At 60.5% G+C, this 24,672-nt stretch carries 22 protein-coding genes; 12 read left to right on the top strand and 10 right to left on the bottom strand.

Annotated elements, in window-relative coordinates; all coding sequences use genetic code 11:
• Positions 1-31: 31 nt before the first annotated feature.
• The 4 genes from lysS to RGCCGE502_RS24885 form a co-directional block, all read right to left on the bottom strand.
• A complete protein-coding gene (gene lysS, locus RGCCGE502_RS24870; protein ID WP_016556967.1) occupies positions 32-1,528 on the bottom strand; it encodes a lysine--tRNA ligase in 1,497 nt (498 codons plus the stop codon).
• A 16-nt stretch (positions 1,529-1,544) separates the two neighbouring features.
• The gene (gltX, locus tag RGCCGE502_RS24875) at positions 1,545-3,002 is read right to left on the bottom strand and encodes a glutamate--tRNA ligase (protein WP_016556968.1); all 1,458 of its coding nucleotides are present in this window, start codon (positions 3,000-3,002) and stop codon (positions 1,545-1,547) included.
• A 191-nt stretch (positions 3,003-3,193) separates the two neighbouring features.
• The gene (locus tag RGCCGE502_RS24880; RefSeq protein WP_016556969.1) at positions 3,194-4,963 is read right to left on the bottom strand and encodes an SLC13 family permease; all 1,770 of its coding nucleotides are present in this window, start codon (positions 4,961-4,963) and stop codon (positions 3,194-3,196) included.
• Positions 4,964-5,102: 139 nt separating this feature from the next.
• Entirely contained in the window at positions 5,103-5,654 is a 552-nt protein-coding gene (locus RGCCGE502_RS24885) for a TetR/AcrR family transcriptional regulator (RefSeq protein WP_016556970.1), read from the bottom strand.
• Positions 5,655-5,766: 112 nt separating this feature from the next.
• Between RGCCGE502_RS24885 and RGCCGE502_RS24890 the strand changes: the two genes are divergently transcribed.
• Entirely contained in the window at positions 5,767-6,801 is a 1,035-nt protein-coding gene (locus tag RGCCGE502_RS24890; protein WP_016556971.1) for an aldo/keto reductase, read from the top strand.
• Between the two features lie 51 nt (positions 6,802-6,852).
• On the opposite strand, the gene RGCCGE502_RS24895 is transcribed toward RGCCGE502_RS24890, so the two are convergent.
• Positions 6,853-7,614 (bottom strand): bestrophin-like domain, encoded by a 762-nt coding sequence (locus RGCCGE502_RS24895; protein WP_016556972.1) that lies wholly within the window; start codon positions 7,612-7,614, stop codon positions 6,853-6,855.
• 135 nt (positions 7,615-7,749) lie between these two features.
• Here RGCCGE502_RS24895 and RGCCGE502_RS24900 point away from each other — a divergent pair, with 135 nt between their 5' ends.
• On the top strand, positions 7,750-8,298 hold the full coding sequence (locus RGCCGE502_RS24900) for a glutathione peroxidase (protein WP_016556973.1): 549 nt from the start codon (positions 7,750-7,752) through the stop codon (positions 8,296-8,298).
• Positions 8,299-8,321: 23 nt separating this feature from the next.
• On the opposite strand, the gene RGCCGE502_RS24905 is transcribed toward RGCCGE502_RS24900, so the two are convergent.
• Complete coding sequence (locus RGCCGE502_RS24905) at positions 8,322-8,978, bottom strand: TetR/AcrR family transcriptional regulator (protein WP_016556974.1); 657 nt, start codon at positions 8,976-8,978, stop codon at positions 8,322-8,324.
• A gap of 122 nt (positions 8,979-9,100) precedes the next feature.
• Here RGCCGE502_RS24905 and RGCCGE502_RS24910 point away from each other — a divergent pair, with 122 nt between their 5' ends.
• Positions 9,101-10,300, top strand: coding sequence for an HlyD family secretion protein (locus tag RGCCGE502_RS24910; protein ID WP_016556975.1), 1,200 nt, complete (start codon positions 9,101-9,103; stop codon positions 10,298-10,300).
• Between the two features lie 24 nt (positions 10,301-10,324).
• Positions 10,325-11,893: a DHA2 family efflux MFS transporter permease subunit gene (locus tag RGCCGE502_RS24915; protein ID WP_016556976.1), complete on the top strand. Its 1,569-nt coding sequence runs from the start codon at positions 10,325-10,327 to the stop codon at positions 11,891-11,893.
• A gap of 52 nt (positions 11,894-11,945) precedes the next feature.
• On the opposite strand, the gene RGCCGE502_RS24920 is transcribed toward RGCCGE502_RS24915, so the two are convergent.
• Positions 11,946-12,770 carry an AraC family transcriptional regulator gene (locus RGCCGE502_RS24920; protein WP_016556977.1) on the bottom strand — a complete coding sequence of 275 codons (825 nt, stop codon included), beginning with the start codon at positions 12,768-12,770 and terminating at the stop codon, positions 11,946-11,948.
• Positions 12,771-12,863: 93 nt separating this feature from the next.
• Between RGCCGE502_RS24920 and RGCCGE502_RS24925 the strand changes: the two genes are divergently transcribed.
• Positions 12,864-13,793, top strand: coding sequence for a phytanoyl-CoA dioxygenase family protein (locus tag RGCCGE502_RS24925; RefSeq protein WP_016556978.1), 930 nt, complete (start codon positions 12,864-12,866; stop codon positions 13,791-13,793).
• A 30-nt stretch (positions 13,794-13,823) separates the two neighbouring features.
• Here the strand turns inward: RGCCGE502_RS24925 and RGCCGE502_RS24930 are convergent, their stop codons facing one another.
• The 3 genes from RGCCGE502_RS24930 to RGCCGE502_RS24940 form a co-directional block, all read right to left on the bottom strand.
• Positions 13,824-14,573: a TerC family protein gene (locus tag RGCCGE502_RS24930; RefSeq protein ID WP_016556979.1), complete on the bottom strand. Its 750-nt coding sequence runs from the start codon at positions 14,571-14,573 to the stop codon at positions 13,824-13,826.
• A 101-nt stretch (positions 14,574-14,674) separates the two neighbouring features.
• The gene (locus tag RGCCGE502_RS24935) at positions 14,675-15,514 is read right to left on the bottom strand and encodes an AraC family transcriptional regulator (RefSeq protein WP_016556980.1); all 840 of its coding nucleotides are present in this window, start codon (positions 15,512-15,514) and stop codon (positions 14,675-14,677) included.
• A gap of 101 nt (positions 15,515-15,615) precedes the next feature.
• Positions 15,616-16,293: a TetR/AcrR family transcriptional regulator gene (locus RGCCGE502_RS24940; RefSeq protein WP_016556981.1), complete on the bottom strand. Its 678-nt coding sequence runs from the start codon at positions 16,291-16,293 to the stop codon at positions 15,616-15,618.
• 155 nt (positions 16,294-16,448) lie between these two features.
• On the opposite strand from RGCCGE502_RS24940, the gene RGCCGE502_RS24945 reads away from it, so the two are divergent.
• The 7 genes from RGCCGE502_RS24945 (at position 16,449) to RGCCGE502_RS24975 (ending at position 24,671) form a co-directional block, all read left to right on the top strand.
• The gene (locus RGCCGE502_RS24945) at positions 16,449-17,645 is read left to right on the top strand and encodes an HlyD family secretion protein (RefSeq protein WP_016556982.1); all 1,197 of its coding nucleotides are present in this window, start codon (positions 16,449-16,451) and stop codon (positions 17,643-17,645) included.
• A gap of 20 nt (positions 17,646-17,665) precedes the next feature.
• A complete protein-coding gene (locus RGCCGE502_RS24950; protein WP_016556983.1) occupies positions 17,666-19,258 on the top strand; it encodes a DHA2 family efflux MFS transporter permease subunit in 1,593 nt (530 codons plus the stop codon).
• 147 nt (positions 19,259-19,405) lie between these two features.
• The gene (locus RGCCGE502_RS24955; protein ID WP_016556984.1) at positions 19,406-20,431 is read left to right on the top strand and encodes a LacI family DNA-binding transcriptional regulator; all 1,026 of its coding nucleotides are present in this window, start codon (positions 19,406-19,408) and stop codon (positions 20,429-20,431) included.
• 18 nt (positions 20,432-20,449) lie between these two features.
• The gene (xylB, locus tag RGCCGE502_RS24960; RefSeq protein WP_016556985.1) at positions 20,450-21,904 is read left to right on the top strand and encodes a xylulokinase; all 1,455 of its coding nucleotides are present in this window, start codon (positions 20,450-20,452) and stop codon (positions 21,902-21,904) included.
• Between the two features lie 37 nt (positions 21,905-21,941).
• The gene (gene xylA / locus RGCCGE502_RS24965; RefSeq protein WP_016556986.1) at positions 21,942-23,252 is read left to right on the top strand and encodes a xylose isomerase; all 1,311 of its coding nucleotides are present in this window, start codon (positions 21,942-21,944) and stop codon (positions 23,250-23,252) included.
• A gap of 147 nt (positions 23,253-23,399) precedes the next feature.
• Positions 23,400-24,173 (top strand): phosphodiester glycosidase family protein, encoded by a 774-nt coding sequence (locus tag RGCCGE502_RS24970; RefSeq protein WP_040675640.1) that lies wholly within the window; start codon positions 23,400-23,402, stop codon positions 24,171-24,173.
• Positions 24,174-24,281: 108 nt separating this feature from the next.
• Positions 24,282-24,671 carry an ester cyclase gene (locus tag RGCCGE502_RS24975; protein ID WP_016556988.1) on the top strand — a complete coding sequence of 130 codons (390 nt, stop codon included), beginning with the start codon at positions 24,282-24,284 and terminating at the stop codon, positions 24,669-24,671.
• Position 24,672 lies beyond the last annotated feature (1 nt).

The raw sequence follows: 24,672 nt of genomic DNA on the forward strand, positions 1-24,672 counted from the left end.
GGCTGCCGCCTTTTCATTCCGTTGAGCCGGCTCAGTCAGCCTTGCTGCGTCGAGCCGGGAAGAGGATGACGTCGCGGATCGACGGGGCGTTCGTCAGGAGCATGATCAGGCGGTCGACGCCGATACCGAGGCCACCTGCCGGCGGCATGCCCTGGTCGATTGCATCGAGGAACTCGTCGTCCAGCTGTTTTTCCTTTTCGCCGCGGGCATGTGCCTGCTCCAGCTGCTCGACCATGCGGCGGCGCTGTTCTTCCGGATCATTGAGTTCCGAAAAGGCGTTGCCGAGTTCCCAGGCGTTGCAGTAGGTCTCGAAGCGCTCGACGAGACGCGGCTCGCCCGGCACTTCCTTGGCGAAGGGCGAGATGTCCTTCGGGAAGTGGGTGACGTGGCTCGGCTGGATCAGCGTGCCCTCGACCTTCTCTTCGAAGATGAAGGCAAGGCATTCGCCCCAAGTCCAGTCCTTCTCGACCTCGAAGCCGGCGGCCTTGGCAGCGGTGCGGGCTTCCTCGTCCGTCTTCATGGCGAGGAAGTCGAGGCCGGTCACTTCCTTGACGGCGTCGGGCATCGGAACACGCTTGAACGGACCCTTGAAGGAGATCGTCTTGTCGCCGAAGGGGAAGTCCGTCGTGCCGTGGATCGACAGCGCCAGGCTTTCGAACAGCCGCTCCACGAGGTCCATGATGTCCTCGTAGTCGGCATAGGCCCAGTAGCACTCCATCATCGTGAATTCAGGATTGTGCCGGGTCGAGACGCCTTCGTTGCGGAAGTTGCGGTTGATCTCGAACACCTTGTCGGTAAGGCCGGAAACCAGCGTGCGCTTCAGGAACAGTTCCGGCGCGATGCGCAGGTACATGTCGAGTTTCAGCGTGTTGTGATGCGTCTTGAAGGGTTCGGCGGTTGCGCCGCCATAGACCGAATGCAGCATCGGTGTTTCGACTTCCATGAAGCCGTCGTTTTCCATGAAACGACGGATGCCGGAGACGATCTTCGAACGCTGCTGGAAGCGAAGCTTCGATTCCTCGTTGGTCATGATGTCGAGGTGGCGCTTGCGATAGCGGATCTCGATGTCCGAAATGCCGTGCCACTTCTCCGGCATCGGGAGCAGCGACTTGGTGAGCATGGTGATCTCGCGGGCGTTGATCGACAGCTCGCCGCGCTTCGTGCGGCGCACCGTGCCGGTGACGCCGATGATGTCGCCGATATCGATCATGCCCAGCATGTTGCGGGCCTCTTCCGGCGTCACATCCTTGTGGCTGAAGATCTGGATCTTGCCGCCGGCGTCATGGATATCCATGAACATGCCTGAATTGCGCGAGGAATAGACGCGACCGGCGACGGTCACGACATCCTGCGTCTCGACGTCGGATTCGAGATCCCTGTACTTCTCCGCCAGCTCGGCGTTCGTCATCGTCCGGTGGAAATGCGCCGGATAGACGTCGCCGATCTGTTCGCGCAGCAGCTTCAGCTTCTGGGCGCGAACTTCGGTTGCGTCGGAGGAAAGGGTCGCTGTTTCGGTCTTTTCAGTCATGATGCAAACGTCCGGTTCAGTTCTTCGGGCCGACGAGGGAGGCGACTGCCTGAGAAGCCAGTTTCAGCCGCTGGCGCACCACCGAGCGGCCGAGGATCGCCATCGAGTCGAACAGCGGCAGCGAGCGCGACGAGCCGGAGACGGCGACGAAGAGCGGCGCCACGATGACCTTCAGCTTCTTGCCCATGCGATCGGCAATGGCGCGCAGCTCGGCTTCGATCGTCTCGACGTTCCATTCGAGGATCTTTTCGAGATCCGGCTGAACGGTGTTGAGGATCTCGAGGATCTCTTCCGGCGGCGACTTGATCTTGGCGAAAGCCGAGGGGTCGACACCGAGATCGGATTTCAGCAGGAAACCAGCGAGATCGGGCAGTTCGCCGAGCTTGGAGATGCGCGACTGCGACAGGCGCAGCCCAGCCTTCAGGCGGTCGTTTTCCATCGCCCAATCGAGAACACGGGCCTGGAATTCCTGTTCTGACAGCTTCTCGCGGATCCAACGGCCGTTCAGCCAGTCGAGCTTCTGGATGTCGAAGATCGCGCCGGCCTTGGAAAGGTTCTCAGGATCGAACTTCTCGGAGAGCTCTTCCATCGTCAGCAGCTCTTCACCTTCGGCGATCTGCACGAAGAACAGGCCGAGGAAGTTCATCAGCGCTTCCGGGATGTAGCCGAGAGCGGAGTAATAGGAGATCGACGTCGGGTTCTTGCGCTTCGAGAGCTTCGACTTGTCGGCATTGCGCATCAGGGAAAGATGCATGAACACCGGCTGTTCCCAGCCGAAGTAGCGGTACAGCAGGATGTGCTTCGGCACGGATGCCAGCCACTCTTCGCCACGCGCGACGTGGGTGATCTGCATCAGATGGTCGTCGATAACGTTTGCCATGTGATAGGTCGGCATGCCGTCGCCCTTGATCAGGACCTGCATGTCGACGGAATCCCACGGAATGCTGACATCGCCATAGACGCCGTCGGTGAAGTCGCAGGAGCCCTCGGTCGGGATCTTCATGCGGATCACGGAGCCTTCGCCAGCGGCCATCTTGGAGCTGACTTCTTCGGCCGAATATTTCAGGCAAAGGCCGTCATACTTCGGCGCCTTGCCGGCGGCGCGCTGCTCTTCGCGCATCTTTTCCAGACGCTCGGGCGTGCAGAAACAGCGGAATGCATGCCCCTTGTCGAGCAGTTCCTGGCCGTACGGCGTGTAGATGTCCTTACGGTCGGACTGACGGTAGGGGCCGTAGGGGCCGCCAATATCAGGACCTTCCTTCCATTCAAGGCCGCACCATTTCAGCGCGTCCAATACCTTCTGCTCAAATTCCGGGGTCGAGCGCGTCGCATCGGTGTCTTCGATGCGCAGAATGAACTCGCCGCCGTTCTTCTTGGCGAAAAGGTAGTTGAAGAGAGCGATGTAAGCAGTGCCGACATGCGGCTCGCCGGTCGGCGAGGGAGCAATGCGGACGCGGACGCCGGAAGCTGTCATTTTATGTGCCCGTCAAATGAATGCCGGACGGCTTTTCCTGAGAAAGCGACGTTCGGCCGGAAAGAATGCAGATAACTGGATCAGGAAACCGGCCGGAAAAGGGCACTGCCCCCGTTCATCCGCCGATTGCCCATTTGGCTGGCCTTAAGGCCATATTCGACCGCGCACGTCAAGGAAAATGGGCAGTTGGGTCAACGAACCGGCCAGACGTATAGAAGAACCGGTACGCTGACGAGGACGATGATCAAGGACAGCGGCAGGCCGAGACGGGGGTAATCGCTGAAACGGTAGCCGCCCGGGCCGAAGACAAGCGTGTTGCATTGGTGGCCGATCGGCGTCAGGAAATCACAGCCTGCCCCGATGGCGACCCCCATCAGAAAGGCTTCCGGTCTATAGCCCAGGGTGTGGGCAAAGCTCGCCGCTATCGGCGCCATGACCAGAACCGTTGCGGCGTTGTTGAGGAACGGGGTCACCGCCATGGCGGTAATGACAATCAGCGCCAATGCGCCGAAGGGCGGCATCTGGGCCGCAAAATGGCCAAGCCACCCGGCAATCAGATCACTGCCGCCGGTCGTTCGCAATGTGTCGGAGACGGGGATCAGGGCGGCAAGCATGATGAGGATCGGGCCGTCCACCGCCTTGTAGACCTCGGCGAGGGGGACTGCCCGGAAAACCACCATCGCAAGCGCCGCGCAGAAGAAGGCGACCGAAACCGGAATCATTCCGGCCGCCGTCACCGCCATGGCAATCGCGAGGATCAGCAGCGGCACGTAGGCCCTGCGCGGCGTCCCAAGCATGATCTCGCGCTGCGCCAACGGAAGACAGGAGAATTCCTGGAGGAAGGTCGGCAGGTTTCGACGGCTGCCCTGCAACACAAGAACGTCGCCGGCGCGCAGCGTGACTTCGCTTAGCCGTTCCGTCAGCCGGTGGCCGTGTCGGCTGACCGCAAGCAGGTTGATGCGCCGGCGGTTCCAGAGCGAGAGCTGGCGCGCGGACCAGCCGATCAGCATGGACTCGGAGGAGACCACTGCTTCGATCGAAGTCACGTCGCCTTCCGTCTTTGCTTCGGGGATCGGCTTGCCTGAAAGCTTGAGCTTTGCGTTGGAAACGACGCGGTCCAGGGCTTCAGGACGACCCTCCAGCAGAATCGTATCGCCCGGCTTCAGGAGAATGTCGGGGAACGGCGCTAGGCGCGAATGCCCGCGAAGGATCGCGGTTGCGACCACTTCGCCATCACCGAGCTGGAGGATTTCGTTGAGCTTCTTGCCTTCGAAGCCGGAGCCTTCCACCACCGTTGCTTCGGAGAAATAGTTCTTCAAATCCAACGCTTCTTCAAGCGATGGGTTCTCGTTCTGCCGCTCGGGAACGAGCCAGTGGAAAAGGATCAAGAAGACGATGCCAACCAGAGCGAGCGTCGCTCCCACGGGTGTGAAGTCGAACATCGTGAAGGGCGCCCCGGTGATTTCACTGCGCAGGCGGGAGACCACGATGTTCGGTGAGGTGCCGATCTGCGTCATCAACCCGCCGAGAAGCGCGGCAAAGCTCATCGGCATCAGGTAAAGCGACGGTGACCTCCCGCTTTTTCGGGCAAACTGGAAGGCGACCGGGATCATGATCGCCAGCGCGCCGATATTCTTGATGAAGGCCGATAGAATCGCAACGACGATGAGCAGCAAGGCGAGCTGTGCGTGCGGCTTGGTCAGGTTGGGGAAGAAGCGCTTGATGGTACTGTCGACGATGCCCGAACGCGCCACACCGGCACTGACCACGAGCGCACTGCCGACGATGATGACAATATCGTCGCTGAAGCCGGAAAATGCCTTGTCGAAAGGCACAATGCCGACACAGATGGCCAGCACCAAAGCGCAACATGCAACCAGATCATAGCGAAACCGGTCCCAGATGAAGACCGCCATCATCAGGCCGATGACGCCGAAGGCGAGTATCTGTTGGGTCGTCATGCTCTTCCGAAAACTGAAACTCGGCAGCAGAGAACCTCCTGCCGTGAAGTCATAACTGTACCGCGCCGTCGGCTATTCAATCCCCGGCGGTGCGCAAAAGCTCGGACAGACGTCAGCGATCGGGATGGGGATAACGATCTCAGCCGTTACCGACGACGCGGATGGTTTCCGCGAGAATTTCGTCAGAGAGAGCCTCGTCATCGACCGCGCGCGCCATGACAAGGGCGCCGACTAGACTTGCAAGATCGGCAATCGCTTTGCCGCGATCGGCTTGGCCGCCGGTCTTTTCCTGCAATGTCTCCATCTGATCTATGCGCTTCCTGACATAACTAGCGATCACGCCACGCTTTCCGCTCGGCAGACGCGCAAGTTCCGGGCCGAGGGAGGCCACTGTGCAGCCGTTTTCGGCTTCGTCTCGATGCGCTTTGGAGAGGTAGGTCTCGGCCAAAGCCGCGACCGAGGGAAAATCCTGCTCCGATCTCAGGCTTTCATCCATGGCGTGGCTCAAAGCCTCGGTCGCGAGGTCGCCCTTCGATTTGAAATGACCATAAAAGCCGCCATGTGTAAGTCCGGCCGTTTTCATAACCTCATCGACGCCGACCGCATGGATTCCCTTCTCGCGAAACAGCCTTCCGGCCGCCTCGATGATCCGCCGGCGGTTTTGGTCTGCCTGTTCCTTGGTTGGGCGCATTTTGGTCTCTCCTAATTTGCTCTTGACAAATTATATGACGTCCGTCATTTAAATGCAAATGAATGACGATCGTCATTTAAAATTGATGACCAATGGAAAGAGGACGATAACAATGCGCTACAGGATCTTCGGCCGGACCGGCCTTCGCGTCTCCAGCCTGGCACTCGGCACGGGCAACTTCGGAACCGGCTGGGGCTACGGCTCGAGCCGTGAGGAGGCTAAAGTCGTGTTTGATGGCTACCGCAATGCGGGTGGCAACTTTGTCGATACGGCAGATCAGTATCAATTCGGCCAGTCTGAGACGATGCTAGGCGAATTCATCGCCAGCGACCGTGATGACATCGTCGTCGCGACGAAGTTCTCCCTCGGGGATCGTCATGGAGCCCGCCTGCAGGCTACCGGGAACAGCCGCAAGGCGATGGTGCAATCAGTCGAAGCGAGCCTGAAGCGGCTCGGCACCGATCGCATCGATCTCCTCTGGGCCCATATGCCTGATGCGGTGACGCCGATCGACGAAATCATGCGCGGCTTCGACGATCTCGTCCGCTCGGGCAAGATCCTTTACGCTGGCCTCTCCGATTTTCCGGCCTGGCGCGTCGCGACGGGTGCGACGCTTGCGGAACTGCGGGGTTGGGCGCCGCTGTCGGCCCTGCAACTGGAATACAGCCTTGTCGAGCGCACGTCCGAGCGCGAGCTTCTGCCGATGGCGGCCGCCTTTGGTCTGGGTACCGTCGGCTGGTCGCCGCTCGGCGGCGGACTACTGACTGGCAAGTACCGCAAGGGTGAAACCGGCCGCCAGCAGGGGCTTGGCGTCGTCATTCATGCCGAAAGCGATGCCCGCAAGACCGCAACGGTTGACGCCGTGCTTGCCATTGCCGAGGAAACCGGTGTCTCCGCCGGCCAGGTTGCCATCGCCTGGGTCTTGCAGAAGGGCACGCTGCCGATCATCGGACCTCGCACGGCGGCGCAGCTGTCTGATAACCTCGCAGCGCTTGAGGTGAGGCTTACCGACGAGCAGGTCCGTCGCCTCGACGAAGCGAGCGCCATACCGCTCGGCTTCCCGCATGACGTGGTCTCCCGCAGTCGCGATACGCTTGCCGGGGCCAAGGCCGATTTCATTGATTGGCCAACGGTTGCCGTTCGCTGAAGCCGAGGCGAGTCGTGCCGTCTCGTGGCGGCGGCACGGGATTCGGAGCCGCTATTGTTGCAGCTCGGCCAGCGCCCTGCGCAGAGGCGTGTCGGAGATCTGGATCCAGCCTGAGAATGGGATATCCATATCGAGCACTACGAAGATCGATAGAGATATCAGCAGCGCCGAGATGGAGAACATCAGCACCACGATGGTGTTTCGCGGCGCTCGATAGCCGAAGCTCGCAAAGATCAACGTCAGCCAGGCCGTCAACATACTGATAAGTGGCCGTGGAATGACGCCTTCCGACTGTTCGACGATGACCCATCGCTGCTCGACGATCCTCTGGTACTGCTGGCGGGCATCGTTCCACAGCGCAATATGCCCGGGGTCGGATGGCCTGATCAGTGAAAGACTGTCGCCGACGGCATTGAGCGCAAATTCGCTCGTGCGGTCACTCTTGACCAGTGGATCCGGCGCCGTGCGTGCCGGATTGGTGAGGGCTTTCTCGACGTAATTCTGCAGCCGCTTGCGAGTCTCGGTGGCTTCGAGGCCGTAGGTGCGCAAGGTCCGGTCGAGAAGAATGATCTGCGTCGCGAAGGCGTGAACGTTCTTGTCGATCTCGCCGAAGGTATTCTTTGACGAGTTGATCATCAGGCCAAAGACGAGCGACGTCATGACGACGAAGATGTTGGCGACGAGCCGAACGACCGTGTTGGTCTCGTCTTGGCGGTGATGAACCGGCAGCTTCGAGTAGGTCAGCATCGTTCCGATCGAGGCTGTCATGAGCAGAGCGAAAACAGCGGCCGCCACCAGTAATTCCAGCCCCATCTTTCGTCGCGCCCTCCCGTGCTCTCCCGGCAAACTAGCTGTTTTGTTTGATTTTGCCAGTGGACGCTATCGGACGGCTGGACAAATGCACTGGTGGGTATAGCTTCCGCCGCGGAATTCATACTGGAGATAGCGATGACGGATCTTTTGAACATACCGGTGAAGCTGGCTGACGGTCGCGAAACGACGCTGAACGATCACCGCGGCAAGGTGATCCTGGTCGTCAACGTCGCTTCAAAATGTGGTCTGACGGTCCAGTACGAAGGGCTTGAGAAGCTCTATGAGGACAAGCGCGAGCGCGGCTTCGTGATTGCCGCCTTTCCGGCGAACAATTTCAAGGGGCAGGAGCCGGGCACGGATGCCGAGATCGTCGAGTTCTGCACTCTGACATACGACGTGAAGTTCCCGATCTTTTCGAAGATCTCGGTCAAGGGCGATGACAAGCATCCGCTCTATCAATTGCTGACCAGTTCGGCGGTTACTGCGGTGGGTGATGGCCCGATGCGGGAGCGCCTGCGCAATCACGGCATCGAGACCGGCGACAAGAGCGATATCCTCTGGAATTTCGAAAAGTTTCTGATTGGCCGCGATGGCAAGATCGTGGCGCGGTTTGCGCCCGATGTCACCGCCGAAGATCAGCGACTGGTCTCTGCGGTCGACAAGGAACTGTCAGCATCGGCCTGATGCCCAATTAGCCAGCGCGGCCGTCATACCCGAACGACGGCGGCCCCGTTCAGAAACAGATCAGCGCACATCTTCGCCCGGGCGGCGATCTCCTCGATCCCAGGCGCGGGCCGCTGGCGCAGCATTGTCGCGCGCTGCGGCTCCATCGTCATCATCCCGCGCAACATGCCACATGCTGCATGCGGATCCTCAAGGGTGATCACGCCGCGCTCCATCTGCCTGCGCAGCCATCCCTCCATCAACGTATTCGTTCGGACCACTGCTCGTTCGTAGAACGAGTTAGCGATTTCCGGGAAGCGGTCCGACTCGCCAATCACAAGCCGTATCATGGTGATCGTATCTTCCGAGAGAGTCAGCATGCCGTAGGCCATCAGCATCCGCTCCAACCCTTGGCGCAGATCGGCTGCCGCAAGCGTCGTCGGGTCAAGCGCCAACAGAAAACGGCCAATTCGATCAGAAATAAGGTCCGAAAAGAGGTCGGCCTTCGTTGGAAAGAGGCGGTAGAGCGTCTTCGTCGATACGCCTGCTTCCAGCGCAATCGCCGCGATGCTGGCTGTTGCGAAGCCATTCTCATGAAACTGCCGGCTTGCAGCCTCGATGATGACGCTCCTGGTGTCCTCGTCGCAGCGCATTTGCGGTCTGCCACGTGGCTTTCTCTCGACTTCGTGATTTTGGACCATCACTATTTTCCAAATTCGTGTTGACATCGATTTTATAGAGCATATTTTGGAAAACGTCAATTTTCCTTTTATACATCACGGCCGCAGCTTCCTCTGACAGCGACCCTGATCCGGAGAAAACGATGACTGTCCAGAAGCTGCATGCTCTCAACAACAACGCCCCAACCACCGAAACAGTGGCGGAGATAGCGCCGGAAACACTCGATGCCGGCAAGCCGGTGCCTGTTGCAGCGCCGGCCGCTGCCGCGACCAGCGCGGCGGCCCGCAAGCGCCGACCGGGCCGGTCGTTGCTGCTCGGCGCGGCCGCGCTCGCAATCGTCGCCGCCGGTGCTTACTACGGACACGATTACTGGACGGTCGGCCGTTTCCACGTGTCGACCGACGACGCCTACGTGAAGGCAGATAACAGCACGATTGCCCCCAAGGTCTCTGGCTATCTCGCCGAAGTGCTTGTGCGGGACAACGAACCGGTCAGGGTTGGTCAGCCGCTTGCACGCATCGACGACCGCGATTTCCGCACAGCGCTAGATCAAGCAAAGGCGGACGTTGCCGCCGCTACGGCCACATTGAGCGCGAAGCAGGCCGCCCTCGAGATCCAGCAATCGACGATCGCGGCCGCCCGCGCCACCGTCGAGGTCGACAAGGCGAACGAGACTTTCGCCGAACAGAACAACAAGCGCTATTCGAGCCTCGCCACAAGCGGCTATGCCCCGGTCCAGACTGCCCAGCAGGCCGCGTCGCAGATCGCCGCCACTCAGGCGACCATCGTGCGCGATACCGCCGCCCTCGACGCCGCGGTCAAGCAGGTCGATCTTCTGAACGCCGAGCTTGCGCAGGCAAAGGCCACTCTGGCCCGAAGCCAGGCGATCGAGCATCAGGCCGAACTCAACCTTTCCTACGCGACGATCGTCGCGCCGGTCGATGGCACCGTTGGCAACCGCACCTTGCGCGTTGGGCAATACGTCCAGGCAGGCACACAGCTGATGTCGGTCGTTCCCGTCAGCGCGGCCTACATCATTGCGAACTATAAGGAAACACAGCTGACCGACGTGCATGCCGGCCAGCCGGTCGAAATCGAAGTCGATACGTTCCCGGGCCGAACTTATCGCGGTCATGTCGACAGTATCGCGCCGGCAAGTGGCCAGGAATTCGCTCTGCTGCCGCCTGATAACGCTACGGGCAACTTCACCAAGGTTGTGCAGCGTATCCCGGTCAAGATCGTGCTCGATGGCAAAGACACTGCCAACGGTGATCTTCGCCCCGGCATGTCGGTGCAGCCAAGCATCGACACCAAGGCCGCCGATACGGCTCATGGAGCGTAACGGGCGCGGGATGAGGATCTTGTCATGTCTACTTCAATTGCAGTCTCCCAGCCGCGAGCCAGCACGAAGGATTGGATAGCCGTTTGCGCCGGCATGATCGGCGCGTTCATGGCAATTCTCAACATCCAGATCACCAATGCTTCGCTGCTCAACATCGAGGGCGGCATCGGAACGGGCGTCGACAACGGCGCCTGGATCTCCACCTCCTATCTGATCGGCGAGATCGTCGTCATACCGCTGACGGCCTATTTCAGCAGCGTCTTCTCGTTTCGCCGCTACATCCTCGTCAATTCCATCCTCTTTCCGCTGTTTTCAATGGCATGCGCGTTCGCGCACGACCTTGGCACTATGATCCTATTTCGCGGCCTCCAGGGGTTCGCCGGCGGCGTCTTGATCCCCATGGCTTTCACCATGGTGCTGACCAAGCTGCCCAAGAGCCAGCAGCCGCTCGGCCTGGCGCTCTTTGCGCTGTCCGTGACCTTCGCGCCTGCCATCGGGCCGACGATCGGCGGATATCTGACAGAGAACTACGGCTGGCAGACGATCTTCTTTATCAATACCCTTCCCAGTGCCATCATGGCAGTGGCTCTTGCTCTGACGCTGCAGAAGCAACCGATGCAGTTGCATTTGCTGAAGGAAGGCGACTGGGCGGGCATCGCCACCATGGCAATCGGCCTGTCTGCCCTGCAGACGGTGCTCGAGGAAGGGAACAAGGATGACTGGTTCTCCTCGCCCTTCATCATCAAGCTCAGCATCGTTGCTGTTGTCTTCCTTGCAGCCTTCATCTGGATCGAGCTCAAGGTCGAAAAGCCGCTGGTGAAGCTGCGCCTGCTGAAGCAGCGCAATTTCGGCATCGGTGTTTTCGTCAACGTGCTGGTCGGCGTAGCCCTGTTCGGGTCCGTCTACATCGTTCCGCAATATCTCGGCCAGGTGCAGCGCTACAACGCTGAGCAGATCGGCAACGTTCTCGCCTGGACTGGTTTGCCGCAATTGATGCTGATCCCGCTCATCCCATGGATGATGAAGCGCGTCGATGTCCGTATGCTCGCCGTCGTCGGCGTGAGCGTCTTTGCGATCAGCTGCTTCATGAACATCTGGTTGTCGCCTGACAATGCCGGTGACCAGTTCTGGATCCCGAACATCGTGCGCGCCATGGGTCAGGCACTGGTCATCACGCCGGTCACTGCGATCACGACGGGCGGTATCGCAGCGGCTGACGCCGCGGCGGCCTCGGGCCTGACGAACATGCTGCGCAACCTCGGTGGTGCAGTCGGCACGGCCTCGCTCGGTACGATCCTGACGAAGCGCGAGCAGTTCCATTCGAACATCATCGGTCAGTCGGTGACACTTGCCCGCGATGAGGTTCGCGGCCGGCTCACCCAGACGACGAACTATTTCCTGGTGCACGGCGTTTCGGACCCGGCCGTCGCCACCCAAAAAGCCATCGTCGCCTTGGGCCAGATCGTCAAGCGACAGGCGCTGATCCTCGGCTTCAGCGATACGTTCGCCGTCATCGGCGTCGTGCTTGCGATCGCCGCGTTCGCCCTCCTCTTCACGCGGAAGACGCAGGCCGGAGGTGCCGGTGCGCACTAAGCTCAGTTCGGTCAATTGATGGGTGACTGCGGCCGGTTTCAACCTGCCGCAGTCATGTTCTACGGTGCTGGCGACGAAACTCGCTCGGCGAACAACGCTCGCGATCCTGGAACAGCCGCGAAAAATAGAATGCATCGTCGATGCCAACGGCATTCGAAATCGCCTCGATCGAGAGATCGGAGGTCGTCAGCAACTGCTTTGCCCTATCGATGCGCAGGCGCAGCTGGAAGCCCTTCGGCGATAGGCCGATGGCTGCCTGAAAACGCCGCCGCAACGTTGCCGGAGACATGCCGAGCTCGCGCGCGACGGATTGCATGTCCGTCGGCTCGAACGCACGGCGCTGCAGGGTCTCGATGGCGAACTCGATCCTCGTCTCTGCCGTGTCGCCGCTGTCCGCGTTTGCCTGCCGGGCGGACTGGATGGCGATGCGGTGAAGCGTGGCAGCGGCCGATGCGAGGCTGATCGGATCGGCCGTCGCAAAATCAGAATGAAGGGTGCCGAAAAGACGCTGCATCTCGCGAAGATTCTGCAGTCGCACCACCGGTTCTGCTGGTGAGACTAGACGCTGCCGGATCATGTCCGCCATCAGCGTGCCCTCGAAGAGCGCCCATCGCTCGTCCCAGCTCTCCCCTTCGCTCGGGCCGTAGGAATGCAGAGTCCCGGCGGGCAGCCAGAAGAGCGCCGGGCCGTTGACCTCGTGAACACCAGCCTTCGCCGTCTGCAGCGTACCGTGCCCGGCCTCCACGAGAACGACCGCGTGCATCGGCAGCCGACGGCCAACGATCCGCGTGCCGACTCGTTGCCGACCGAAGCCGATAACCGCGAGCGCAGTGGGGCCGGAGGTCGAGCGATAGAGGGCAATTGGCTCCTCAGTCATGAGCGAAAAGTCCAGGCGTTTCTTCTGTCCATGGAGTGACAATGATTTTTATAGCAGATTTGCAGTACCTATTTCGCTTTGGGAGTGATCGAAATGTCAAGTCTTGCTGTGGATCTCAGGCCAGGTCAGCCGGCGGTCGACTTGGTCGCCAACGGGAAAATCCTCTCGATGGCGGCGAACCGGTTGGGCGAACTCGTGCCGACGGACCCGTCGATAGGTGTTGCAGCGATCCGTGGGCTCTATCGCGAGAACGGCTATGTGTGGTTGAAGCGCTTTCTCGATCCTGACGTGGTCAATGGCTTTCGTGGTTGGGTTTTCTCGCATCTGGCGCGGGGCGGGTTGATCCCAGTAGGTTCCGATCCGATCCTCGGTTTGTCGGCCGGCACGGTGTTGGACAAAGGCCAGGTGGATCGCATCTTGATGTCGCTCGTCCGCTCGGTCGCCTTCGAGGGTTTTTGCGCACAGCCACGGCTTGCGCAATTCATGGACGAGTTCCTCTCCGGCATTTCCTACCTGCATAAGCGCAAGATCATGCGGTTTACCCAGCCGAACACGACGACCGCGACACCGGCGCACTACGATCTCGTCTATCTGCGCGGTGGCACCAACCGGCTGGTGACGGCGTGGATCCCGATCGGCGATACGTCGGTTGACATGGGCGGGCTCGTCTATCTCGAGGGCTCCCACGCCATCGGCGTTCGCATGGAAGAGGAGTTCTCCAGGAACAGCCTCGACCTGTCGGCAGAAGAGCGGATCAGCGCCTTCAATCGCAACATGACGGAGGGTGGCTGGGTCTCAAAGGACCTTCCCGAGATGGCGGAGCGCTTCGACACGCGGTGGCTGATCGCCGACTACGAGGCCGGCGACGTGGTGTTGCACAGCCCTTACATGATCCACGCCTCGACCACCAACCAGAGTGCTTCGAACCGGATCAGACTGTCCACCGATATCCGCTACCAGAACGTCGATGACGAGATCGACGCGCGTTGGGGCAACCACTGGAGTTTGGGAGACATGTTGTAGGGCGCGGCATAGAACCGCGCCCGCAGCACTTTAGTGACCGCCTTGCTTTTTCCGCTGGCGGGCATTGCGGGCGAACATGTTGAGCACTTCCACCAAGGCGGAGAAGGCCATCGCGGCATAGACGTAGCCCTTCGGAACGTGGAAGCCCATGCCTTCGGCGATCAGGGTCGTGCCGATCATCATCAGGAAGGCGAGGGCCAGCATGACGATGGTCGGGTTTCTCTCGATGAAGTTCGCGAGTGGCGTTGCGGCAACCAGCATGACGGTCACGGCGGCAATCACGGCGACGACCATGATCGGCAGGTGCGGTGTCATGCCGACAGCGGTGATGATGCTGTCAACCGAGAAGACGAGGTCGAGTAGCAGGATCTGGCCGATTGCGGCTGTAAAGCCGGCCGTCGCCGCCGTGCCAATGAAAGCTTCGTTGTGATCGGCCGGATCGACGTTGTGATGGATTTCCTTCGTCGCCTTCCATAGCAGGAAAAGACCGCCAGCGATGAGGATGATGTCCTTCCAGGAGAAGCCGTGGCCAAACAGTTCGAAGATCGGCGTCGTCAGCTTCACGATCCAGGCAATGGTGCCGAGGAGGGCAAGACGCATGATGAGGGCAAGACCGATGCCGACCTTGCGCGCTTTCTCGCGATGTTCGGGCGGAAGCTTGTTTGTAAGAATCGAGATGAAGATGAGGTTATCGATCCCGAGGACCACTTCCATCACCACGAGGGTGACGAGAGCCACCCATGCGGCCGGGTCCTGAACGAGCATCATGATGTCTTGCATCGGCGTTTATCCCCTTGCGCCACAGAATCTGACGCTCGCAATGTACGGACGCACCCTGCCTTGGCAAGCGCGCAAGGGGATATACGAAAGCCGGACGCCTTTTATTCCTTGATGGGGATACAGATTTCCGTCAGGCCCATGCCGGTGTAGGGATCAAAACGCTCGTCGTAGCGCTCGAACATGTCGGGCAGACTGTTGAATTCCATAGCGGAGTTCGGCACCCATTCCCCGAAGATCCGGTGCATCGTCGCGGGAATACCCGAGACATGGCCGCGATGGGCAAAGACCGCATAGCGCTGGCCGGGGATTTTCAAAGTGACAAAGCCGTCGGGCAGGTCGCTGCTGTCGTCGACTGCCACTGCTGCCATGTAGCGGAATTTTTCCGCCTCGCCTTCGATATGCGTGCAGACGCCATAGGCGACATTGCCGATCTGGCCGGGAATGCTGCCGAAATGCGTATTGAATGTCTGCCATAGCGACGGGATCGCGGCATTGCCGCCGTAGGGGTAGGTCTCCTGCAAGCCGGCAAAGAGCATCGGCGGCAAGGTTTCGAAGCGCGGCGGTTCGAGTTCGGGAAGGCGAGCGGGGTCCATGCGGATAGGCTCCAGAAGTGCGAGGTTGCGTATGTGCCCTTGCTTGCGCACGGCGTCTGGCGTGACGCCGAATTGATCGCGAAAGGCACGGGTGAACGCCTCATGCGAGCCGTAGCCCGCGTCGAGGGCAACCTCGAGAATGCTTTCCGGCCGATCGACCAGCGTCCGCGCGGCGCCGCTCAGGCGGCGGGTTCGGATATAGCTGCTGATCGAATACCCGGTGACGACGCCGAAGACACGCGAGAGATGGAAGCGTGAAAGCCCGGCGACGTCGGAAATCTCTTCCAGAGTAATGTCGTTGCCGAAATGACTTTCGATGAACCAGATCGCTCGTGCGACGGCACTCATTCTTTCTCCCTTGGCTGCATTTCCTTCATAGCGAAGGGTAGCAGACCGCGCTTGATCCCAGTTGCGGGATTCTGGCGCGGATGGAGAAAGAAATCAAAAGGTCAGGCGCGATCGCTCCGCTTGGCGCCATAGGCGGCCATGAAAACACGGATGGCGCCACAGATGACACGCTCTATCTCGGGCGCTGACGGCGGTTTTTCCATGCTGCCGAAGAGCCGAAACTTGAAGAAGCTGCCACTGGAGAGATCGAGGAACTGTCCCGCCGCCAAGTCGATGTCTTCGATCTGCAATTGCCCGGTCTGAACGTAGCGCTCGAGATAGTCGTGCAGGATAGTCCGGAGGTTCTCCGGCCCCTTGAAGAAGCGTTGACAGAGAGCCGGCATACGCTCGCGAACCCCGAGCACCGTGCGCATGGCGCTGATGACCTTTTCATCGGTCATGTGCGCGATGAAGCTTACACCGAAGTCGTGAAGGCCTTCCTCGACATCATCATGTTCTTCGAGCGTCGTGCGCATCGATGCGATGAAGGCGGCCCGTTCACTTTCGATTATCGCCGTGAACAGCTCTTCCTTGTTGGCGAAGTAGACGTAGAGCGTTCCTTTTGAAACTCCGGCTTCCCGCGTTACATCGTTCATGCTCGCGGCATCGAAGCCAAGCTTCATGAAAACGCAGCGGGCGCCGTCGAGAATCTGTTTGCGCTTGGCGGGATCCTCGCCTGCGGCCCATCGGCCGCCCGTCGAAGGGGCGTCGTCCACGCGCGTATCGGAAAGCTCTGTCATCGCTCCTTAACCATGTTCGCATCAGCGAATTTTTCGTTAATAAAACCGAACCAATCGGTTCGATATATCTTGATATGAATGGAAAAAGGTTCTATGTCAACTGAACTGAACCGTTCGGTTCGATTAAATTCACTCAATTTGCCCGGTAGCCGCCCATGTCGTCCAATTCAAAAGCCAATGTTGCCCGTATCGTCAGCGAAGCCGCTGAAACCGAAGGCAAGGCTCAGGAAGCAGCAGTTCCCGCTGCAGAAGCACCGCGCGCGCCGCAGGCTCCTGCCGACACACAGGCCGCTCCTGCCGAGAAGAAGAAAAGACGCAGTCTCGCTCTGCCGATCATCGGCCTTGCGCTACTCGCGGGGGCTGCCTGGTACGGCTATGATTGGTGGACGACGGGCCGCTTCATGGTCTCGACCGATGACGCCTATATCGAAGGCGACATCGCGACGATCTCGCCGAAGGTTACGGGCTATGTCGCCAAGGTTGACGTCGTTGCCAACCAGAAGGTCAAGGCAGGCGATGTGCTCGCGACGCTCGATGACGGCGACTACAAGCTCGCCCTCGATCAGGCCGTCGCTTCCCTCGAGACGGAAAAGCTCTCGCTGCAGCGCATCGATGCACAGATCGCTGGCGGGCAGGCAAGTCTTGATCAGGCCGAAGCGCAGAAGACGGCTCTGCAAGCCACCGTCCGCGGCGCGCAGATCACCCAGACCCGCGCTGCCGAGTTGCAATCCAAGTCCGTTGGCACGACCGCCAACCTCGATGCGGCCAACATCGCGCTTGATCAGGCCAAGGCAAACCTCGTTGGCGGCGATGCCGCGATTGCATCCGCGCACGCCAACATCACACTCCTGCAGGCGCAGCGCCGTGAAGCCGAGGGTACGATCCGCCAGCTGGAGCTTTCGCGCGATAAGGCTGCCCGTGACCTCTCCTTCACGATCCTGAAGGCGCCCTACGACGGCGTCGTTGGCAACCGGTCGGTGCAGGAAGGCGATCTGGTGTCTCCCGGTCAGCGTCTGATGGCGCTCGTTCCGGTTCGGCAGCTCTATATTGACGCGAACTTCAAGGAAACGCAGATCCAGCATCTGGTTCCAGGCTCGAAGGTCAATGTCCACGTCGATGCTTATGGCGATCATCCGATCGTTGGCACGGTCGAGTCGATCTCTCCGGCCTCCGGCTCGGTCTTCTCGCTGCTGCCGCCGGAAAACGCCACCGGTAACTTCACCAAGATCATCCAGCGCGTCCCGGTGCGTATCGCCCTGCCGCAGGATGCTCTCGACAGCGGCCGCCTGCGGGCCGGCCTTAGTGTCGTCGTCGATGTTGATACGCGCACCGCGCCGGATGCCGGCAAGTAAGATCCTGACGAGGTAGGCCCATGGCCGGCAGCGCAACAGTTGGAACCATCCCGGCCGCTCCGGCGGCCGCGGAGCACATGGACCCACGCAAACTCATCGCCTTCTTCGCGATGGTGCTTGGCATGTTCATGTCGATCCTCGACATTCAGATCGTCTCGGCATCGCTCGCCGAAATCCAGGCAGGCCTCAGCGCCGGCTCGGACGAGATCGGCTGGGTACAGACATCTTACCTGATCGCGGAAGTCATCATGATTCCGCTGTCGGGGACGCTCGCGCGCATCGTCTCGACGCGATACCTGTTCGCGGCCTCGGCTGCAGGGTTCACCATGGCGAGCGCGCTCTGCGCGACGGCGACGAACATCGACCAGATGATCGTCTACCGCGCCATCCAGGGCTTCATCGGCGGCGGCATGATCCCGTCGGTCTTCGCGGCCGCCTTCACCATCTTCCCTCCGTCCAAGCGCAGCATCGTGTCGCCTATCATCGGTCTGATCGCAACGCTTGCGCCGACGATCGGCCCGACCGTCGGCGGTTATCTCAGCCACGCCTTCTCCTGGCACTGGCTGTTCCTAGTCAACATAGTGCCGGGCATCATCGTCACGATCGTTACCTGGAATTTCATCGATTTCGACAAGCCGGAATTCGCGCTGATCAAGAAGTTTGACTGGTGGGGGCTACTGTCGATGGGTGTCTTCCTCGGTGCGCTGGAATACGTGCTCGAAGAAGGCAACTCCAACGACTGGTTCAACGACAGTTATATTTTCATGGGCGCGATCGCCTCTGCGATTGCTGCCGTTGTCTTCTTCTATCGGGCCTTCACCGTCGAATTTCCGGTGGTCGACCTGAGAGCCTTCACCAACCGGAATTTCGCTTTCGGCTCGGTGTTCTCCTTCGTCATGGGCATCGGCCTTTACGGTCTGACTTATATCTACCCGGTCTATCTCGGGCGCATTCGCGGCTACGATTCGCTGATGATCGGCGAGACCATGTTCGTGTCTGGCCTCGCGATGTTCTTTACGGCACCGATCGCCGGAAAGCTGTCGACGAAGATGGATCTCAGGCTGATGATGGTCATCGGTTTCGTCAGCTTCGCGTGCGGCACTTACATCATGACGCACCTGACGCAGGACTGGGACTTCTACGAACTCTTTATTCCGCAGATCTTCCGCGGCTTCGGGCTGATGATGTGCATGGTGCCGATCAACAACATCGCGCTCGGTACGATGCCGCCCGCCCGTATGCGCGGCGCGTCCGGCCTCTTCAATCTGACTCGCAACCTTGGCGGCGCGGTGGGTCTTGCCATCATCAACACGGTACTGACGAACCGGCAGGATGTTCATTACGAGCGACTGCGCGAAAACGTCGACTGGGGAAATCCCGCCGCGATCGACCAGATGAACAACATGACGGCGAACTTCAACACCTACGGCATGGACGGTGCGGCTGTCGCCATCAAGCAGATGGTCGGGCTTGTCACCAAGCAGGCGATCGTTCTGTCTTTCAGTGACGTCTTCCTGATGCTGACCGTGTTATTCCTTGCGATGATTTTCGGTGTCTTGATGCTGGACAAGCCTGCGCCACAAGGCGGAGGCGGTGGTGGTGGAGGTCACTAACAAGGCATATCAAACCAGCTTGCGAGGTCGGTCCGGACAACGGGCCGGCCTTTGCTTTCGCACAAAGATTTGACGTGAACGGAAACGTTTGCAGTTTTTGATTTACGTACATCAAATTTGGAGCTAAAGGTCTCGTCAGGAGGAAAGATGAGGCCAACAGTTCACGATATCGCTGCTGCGGCAGGCGTCAGCCTGGCGACGGTCGACCGGGTTTTGAACCAGCGGCCGGGCGTACGCCACGTGACCCGCGAGAAGGTCGAGAACGCCATTCGAGAGATCGGCTATGTCAGGGACGTTGCTGCCGCTAACCTTGCCAAGGGCCGGACCTACCCCCTCGTCTTCATCCTCCCGGCCAGCGACAACTCCTTCATGCACGGTCTGAACGACGAGGTACGCGCCGCCGTCGCCCGCTCGCCCGCCGAGCGGACGGATATTCGCACGATCGAGGTGCCGGCCTTCGATCCGACTGCGCTCGTCACGGTCCTGGATGAGCTTTGCGAGGAGCGGCCTGCGGGGATCGCCCTTGTCGCCACGGATGCGCCTGATGTGCGCGACGCCGTCGACCGACTGGTGAAAGACGGCATTCCCGTGGTGACCCTTGTCTCCGATCTTACCGGCTCGCAGCGCCATCACTATGCCGGTGTCGACAACATCGCTGCCGGCCGTACAGCCGCGCGGCTGCTGGGCCGTTTCCTCGGTAGCGCAAAGGGCGAGATCGCCGTGCTCGCCGGTTCGATGCTGGTGCGCGACCATCGCGAACGCCTCGAGGGCTTTGCCGCCGTTATCGCGGCGGAGTTTCCATCGCTCTCCATTCTGCCTGTCATCGAAGGCCGTGACGATCCCGAGATGGCGTATATGCTGGTAGCGGACGCGCTGTCGAAGAAAGGCGATATCATCGGGGTCTACAGCCTCGGCGCTGGTAATCGTGGCCTGATCAGGGCGCTGAAGGAAAAGGCGGTCGATCGGTCGCTGACGGTCATAGCCCATGAACTGACTGCCCATACCCGCGCTGCGCTGCTTGACGGCACCATTGACGCAATTCTCAACCAGAATGCGGGCCATGAAGTGCGCAGCGCCATCCGCGTCCTCAAGGCGAAGGCGGACGGGCTTGCCGTCATCGAGGCGCAGGAGCGCATCCGCCTCGATATTTTTCTAAAAGACAATCTGCCGTAACGGCAAAGGGAGAAGCACATGTATCTGGGTCTCGATCTCGGAACCTCCGGCGTCAAAGCCATGCTGATCGACGGCGATCAGAAGATCATCGGCTCGGCCAATGGTTCGCTCGACGTCTCGCGCCCGCATTCCGGCTGGTCGGAGCAGGAGCCTTCGCACTGGATCCGCGCGACGGAAGAAGCCGTTGCCGGGCTGAAGGCAAAGCATCCGAAGGAGCTCGCCGCCGTGACGGGCATCGGTCTCTCCGGCCAGATGCATGGCGCGACGCTGCTCGATGCCGACGACAAGGTGCTGCGCCCCTGCATTCTCTGGAACGATACGCGCTCCTACGTCGAAGCGGCGGCGCTCGATTCCGATCCGCGTTTCCGCAAGCTGACCGGCAACATCGTTTTCCCCGGCTTCACCGCGCCGAAGCTTGCCTGGGTTGCCAAGCATGAGCCTGCGATCTTTGCCAAGGTCGCTAAGGTGCTGCTGCCAAAGGATTACCTGCGCCTCTGGCTGACCGGCGAGCACATCTCCGAGATGTCGGATTCGGCCGGTACCTCCTGGCTAGATACGGGCAAGCGCGCCTGGTCCTCCGAGCTGCTTGCGGCAACCGGTCTTGATGAAAAGCAGATGCCGCATCTGATCGAAGGCACGGAGCAGGGCGGCAAGCTGCGCGGCGAACTGGCCGGCCAGTGGGGCATGTCGGGAAGTGTCGTCGTTGCCGGCGGCGCCGGCGACAACGCGGCTTCGGCTTGCGGCATGGGCACCGTCAGCGATGGCGCGGCCTTCGTGTCGCTCGGTACCTCGGGCGTTCTCTTCGCGGCCAATGCCGCCTATCTGCCAAAGCCGGAAAGCGCCGTACACGCCTTCTGCCACGCGCTGCCCAATACATGGCATCAGATGGGCGTCATCCTCTCGGCAACGGACGCGCTGAACTGGCACTCCAGCGTGACTGGAAAGTCGGCTGCGGACCTGACGACTGAACTCGGTGAGACGCTGAAAGCTCCGTCAGGCGTCACCTTCCTTCCCTATCTCTCCGGCGAGCGCACGCCGCACAACGATGCCGTCATCCGCGGTGCGTTCATCGGCCTCGAGCACGAGAGCAGCCGCGTGGTGTTGACCCAGGCGGTTCTCGAAGGCGTGTCCTTCGCCATCCGCGACAATCTCGAAGCGCTGCGCTCGGCGGGTACGGATATTTCCCGCGTCACGGCAATCGGAGGCGGCTCGCGCTCGCGCTACTGGCTGGCCTCGATCGCAACGGCGCTGGGTGTTCCCGTCGACCTGCCCGCCGACGGCGACTTCGGCGCTGCGTTCGGCGCGGCGCGTCTCGGCCTGATCGCCGCCACCGGGGCAGATCCGGTTGCCGTCTGCACACCGCCGAAGACGGCGGGCACGATCGAACCCGTCACGGCGCTCTCCGGCGCCTACGAGGATGCCTACAAGCGCTACCGCGCTCTCTACCCGGCGATCAAATCGCTGCAGCACTGAACCCAAAACGACAAACCGAAACCTGAGGAGACACGAGATGAGCACCGGATTCTTCGGCGACATCCAGAAGATCAAGTACGAGGGCCCTGAGAGCACCAATCCGCTCGCCTTCCGCCACTACAACAAGGACGAGGTCGTTCTCGGCAAGCGCCTGGAAGACCATCTGCGCTTCGCCGTCGCCTACTGGCACACGTTTGCCTGGGAGGGCGGCGACCCCTTCGGCGGACGGACCTTCCTGCGCCCCTGGTTTGAAGATACGATGAAGGCCGCCAAGTTGAAGGCTGACGTCGCATTCGAACTCTTCCAGATCCTCGACGCACCGTTCTACTGCTTCCACGACGCCGACGTGCGCCCGGAAGGCAAGAACTTTGCCGAAAACACCAAGAACCTGAACGAGATCGTCGACTACTTCGCGGAGAAGCAGGCCGCCACCGGCACCAAGCTGCTCTGGGGCACGGCGAACCTGTTCTCCAACCGCCGCTTCATGTCGGGTGCCGCCACCAACCCGGATCCGGATGTTTTCGCCTACTCCGCCGCGACGGTTAAGACCTGCATGGACGCCACGATGAAGCTCGGCGGCGCCAACTACGTTCTCTGGGGCGGCCGCGAAGGCTATGAAACCCTGCTCAACACCGACCTGAAGAAGGAGCTCGACCATCTCGGCCGTTTCCTCAACCTCGTCGTCGAGTACAAGCACAAGATCGGCTTCAAGGGCACGATCCTCATCGAGCCGAAGCCGCAAGAGCCGACCAAGCACCAGTACGATTACGACGTCGCGACGGTCTACGGCTTCCTGAAGAACCACGGCCTCGAAAACGAGGTTAAGGTCAACATCGAGCAGGGCCATGCGATTCTCGCCGGCCACTCCTTCGAGCACGAACTGGCGCTCGCCAACGCGCTCGGCATCTTCGGCTCGATCGACATGAACCGCAACGACTACCAGTCCGGCTGGGATACCGATCAGTTCCCGAACAACGTTCCTGAAATGGCGCTCGCCTACTACCAGGTTCTGCAGGGCGGCGGCTTCACGACGGGCGGCACGAACTTCGACGCCAAGCTGCGCCGCCAGTCACTCGACGCGGAAGATCTGCTGATCGGCCATATCGGCGGCATGGATGCCTGCGCCCGCGGTCTCAAGGCTGCTGCCAAGATGATCGAGGACAAGGCTTTGTCCGGTCCGCTCGATGCCCGCTATGCCGGCTGGGAATCGGCCGAAGGCCAGAAGCTCGCCCGCGGCGAATACTCGCTCGAGCAGATCGCCGAGTGGGTCGAAGCCAAGGACATCAACCCGCAGCCGAAGTCCGGCAAGCAGGAACTGCTCGAAAACATCGTCAACCGTTACGTCTAATCGGCGGTTGACTGTGGAGGAGAGGGCCGGGGAGCGAAGGTTTCCCGGCCTTTTTTATTGATTGAGGCGATGCCGTCTCCATGTTCTGAAGGAGGCGTGATCGCCGGCATCGGCAGGACGCTCAGCGATCTCACTGGAAGGGCCGCGATGAACTTCAAACAGGGTATGCTTGCGGGAGCCGCGATGCTGTGCGCTGCCGCGTTTGGGGGTGCGGCCGCTGCAGAGCCTTGTGTGCAGGATACATTCGAGGACGAGGCCTATATCGTCTGCACGGTCGAGAAAGGAAGCGACCACCTTCGCTTGTTCTGGAAGAACGAGGACGGACAACCCTATCGCGACTTCTCCGGGGTTGCCGCGGCTACCAGGAAGAGCGGGCAGAACTTGGTGTTCGCGATCAATGCCGGCATGTATCTGACCGATTTCTCACCGATCGGGCTCTATATAGAAGACGGCAAGGAATTACGGCCCGCCAGCACCGCGCGAAGCGATGGGCCGGTCGACGGTCCGGTGCCGAACTTCTACAAGCGACCGAATGGCGTATTCTTCATCAACGGGACGTCCGCGGGAATACTTCCGACCCAGGAATTCCTGAAGCGCCGCCCGGATGTGCGGATCGCCACGCAGTCCGGTCCGATGCTTGTCATCAACAACAAGCTGAACCCGATCTTTATAGTCGGCTCGACCGACAAGACCCGCCGCGGCGGCGTCGGTATCTGCGGCGATGATGTGGTGCGCTTCGCGATCAGCGAAGACAGAGTGAATTTCCACGATTTCGCGCGCCTGTTTCGCGACCATCTGGCCTGTCGGAATGCGTTGTTTCTCGATGGCGGCCGGGGTGTCGGGCTCTACAGTCCCGCCTTGGGACGTAATGACAAGTCTTGGCATGGCGGCTTCGGCCCGATGCTCGGTCTTGTCGAATAGCGCACAGGATGAGCCGCATTCAGGGCATTCGGATCGTGCCCATGTCTGGTTGCCAAATCTCCGCGTCATCCTAATTGGCCCCGGTACCATAAGAACCGGAGGAGAGTCGTGTCCAAAGCCGACCTTGCCGCCATCTATCGGGAATACATCGTCTGCCTGAACGGCCGGAATTGGTCGGCGCTCGGACAGTTCGTTCATCCGGATGTTCGCTACAACGGAGAGCCGATCGGGTTGTCTGGATATCGCCAGATGCTAGAGGGTGACTTTCAAACGATTCCGGACCTCTTCTTCGATATCGATTTCCTGGTTTCCGAGCCGCCGCGCGTCGGAAGCCGCCTCCGGTTTGACTGCACACCGATAGGGCTGCTGTTTGGGCTGCCGGTGAATGGCAAGAGAATCTCATTCACCGAGAACGTGTTTTATGAATTTCGAGATGGGCGGATCGAGGCGGTCTGGTCTGTCATCGACAAGGCCGCCATCGCATCCCAGCTTCAGTAAG

This window comes from Rhizobium grahamii CCGE 502, from assembly GCF_000298315.2.
Classification (GTDB): domain Bacteria; phylum Pseudomonadota; class Alphaproteobacteria; order Rhizobiales; family Rhizobiaceae; genus Rhizobium; species Rhizobium grahamii.

Excerpts from the sequence above, each read along its gene's own strand:
- RGCCGE502_RS24970 (WP_040675640.1), top strand. The coding sequence starts at position 23,400 with ATGAACTTCAAACAGGGTATGCTTGCGGGAGCCGCGATGCTGTGCGCT.
- RGCCGE502_RS24945 (WP_016556982.1), top strand. The coding sequence starts at position 16,449 with ATGTCGTCCAATTCAAAAGCCAATGTTGCCCGTATCGTCAGCGAAGCC.
- RGCCGE502_RS24925 (WP_016556978.1), top strand. The coding sequence starts at position 12,864 with ATGTCAAGTCTTGCTGTGGATCTCAGGCCAGGTCAGCCGGCGGTCGAC.
- RGCCGE502_RS24900 (WP_016556973.1), top strand. The coding sequence starts at position 7,750 with ATGACGGATCTTTTGAACATACCGGTGAAGCTGGCTGACGGTCGCGAA.
- RGCCGE502_RS24920 (WP_016556977.1), bottom strand. The coding sequence starts at position 12,770 with ATGACTGAGGAGCCAATTGCCCTCTATCGCTCGACCTCCGGCCCCACT.
- RGCCGE502_RS24930 (WP_016556979.1), bottom strand. The coding sequence starts at position 14,573 with ATGCAAGACATCATGATGCTCGTTCAGGACCCGGCCGCATGGGTGGCT.
- xylA (WP_016556986.1), top strand. The coding sequence starts at position 21,942 with ATGAGCACCGGATTCTTCGGCGACATCCAGAAGATCAAGTACGAGGGC.
- xylB (WP_016556985.1), top strand. The coding sequence starts at position 20,450 with ATGTATCTGGGTCTCGATCTCGGAACCTCCGGCGTCAAAGCCATGCTG.
- RGCCGE502_RS24955 (WP_016556984.1), top strand. The coding sequence starts at position 19,406 with ATGAGGCCAACAGTTCACGATATCGCTGCTGCGGCAGGCGTCAGCCTG.
- RGCCGE502_RS24950 (WP_016556983.1), top strand. The coding sequence starts at position 17,666 with ATGGCCGGCAGCGCAACAGTTGGAACCATCCCGGCCGCTCCGGCGGCC.
- RGCCGE502_RS24910 (WP_016556975.1), top strand. The coding sequence starts at position 9,101 with ATGACTGTCCAGAAGCTGCATGCTCTCAACAACAACGCCCCAACCACC.
- RGCCGE502_RS24890 (WP_016556971.1), top strand. The coding sequence starts at position 5,767 with ATGCGCTACAGGATCTTCGGCCGGACCGGCCTTCGCGTCTCCAGCCTG.
- RGCCGE502_RS24895 (WP_016556972.1), bottom strand. The coding sequence starts at position 7,614 with ATGGGGCTGGAATTACTGGTGGCGGCCGCTGTTTTCGCTCTGCTCATG.
- RGCCGE502_RS24915 (WP_016556976.1), top strand. The coding sequence starts at position 10,325 with ATGTCTACTTCAATTGCAGTCTCCCAGCCGCGAGCCAGCACGAAGGAT.
- gltX (WP_016556968.1), bottom strand. The coding sequence starts at position 3,002 with ATGACAGCTTCCGGCGTCCGCGTCCGCATTGCTCCCTCGCCGACCGGC.
- RGCCGE502_RS24880 (WP_016556969.1), bottom strand. The coding sequence starts at position 4,963 with ATGACGACCCAACAGATACTCGCCTTCGGCGTCATCGGCCTGATGATG.
- RGCCGE502_RS24905 (WP_016556974.1), bottom strand. The coding sequence starts at position 8,978 with ATGGTCCAAAATCACGAAGTCGAGAGAAAGCCACGTGGCAGACCGCAA.
- lysS (WP_016556967.1), bottom strand. The coding sequence starts at position 1,528 with ATGACTGAAAAGACCGAAACAGCGACCCTTTCCTCCGACGCAACCGAA.
- RGCCGE502_RS24885 (WP_016556970.1), bottom strand. The coding sequence starts at position 5,654 with ATGCGCCCAACCAAGGAACAGGCAGACCAAAACCGCCGGCGGATCATC.
- RGCCGE502_RS24940 (WP_016556981.1), bottom strand. The coding sequence starts at position 16,293 with ATGACAGAGCTTTCCGATACGCGCGTGGACGACGCCCCTTCGACGGGC.
- RGCCGE502_RS24935 (WP_016556980.1), bottom strand. The coding sequence starts at position 15,514 with ATGAGTGCCGTCGCACGAGCGATCTGGTTCATCGAAAGTCATTTCGGC.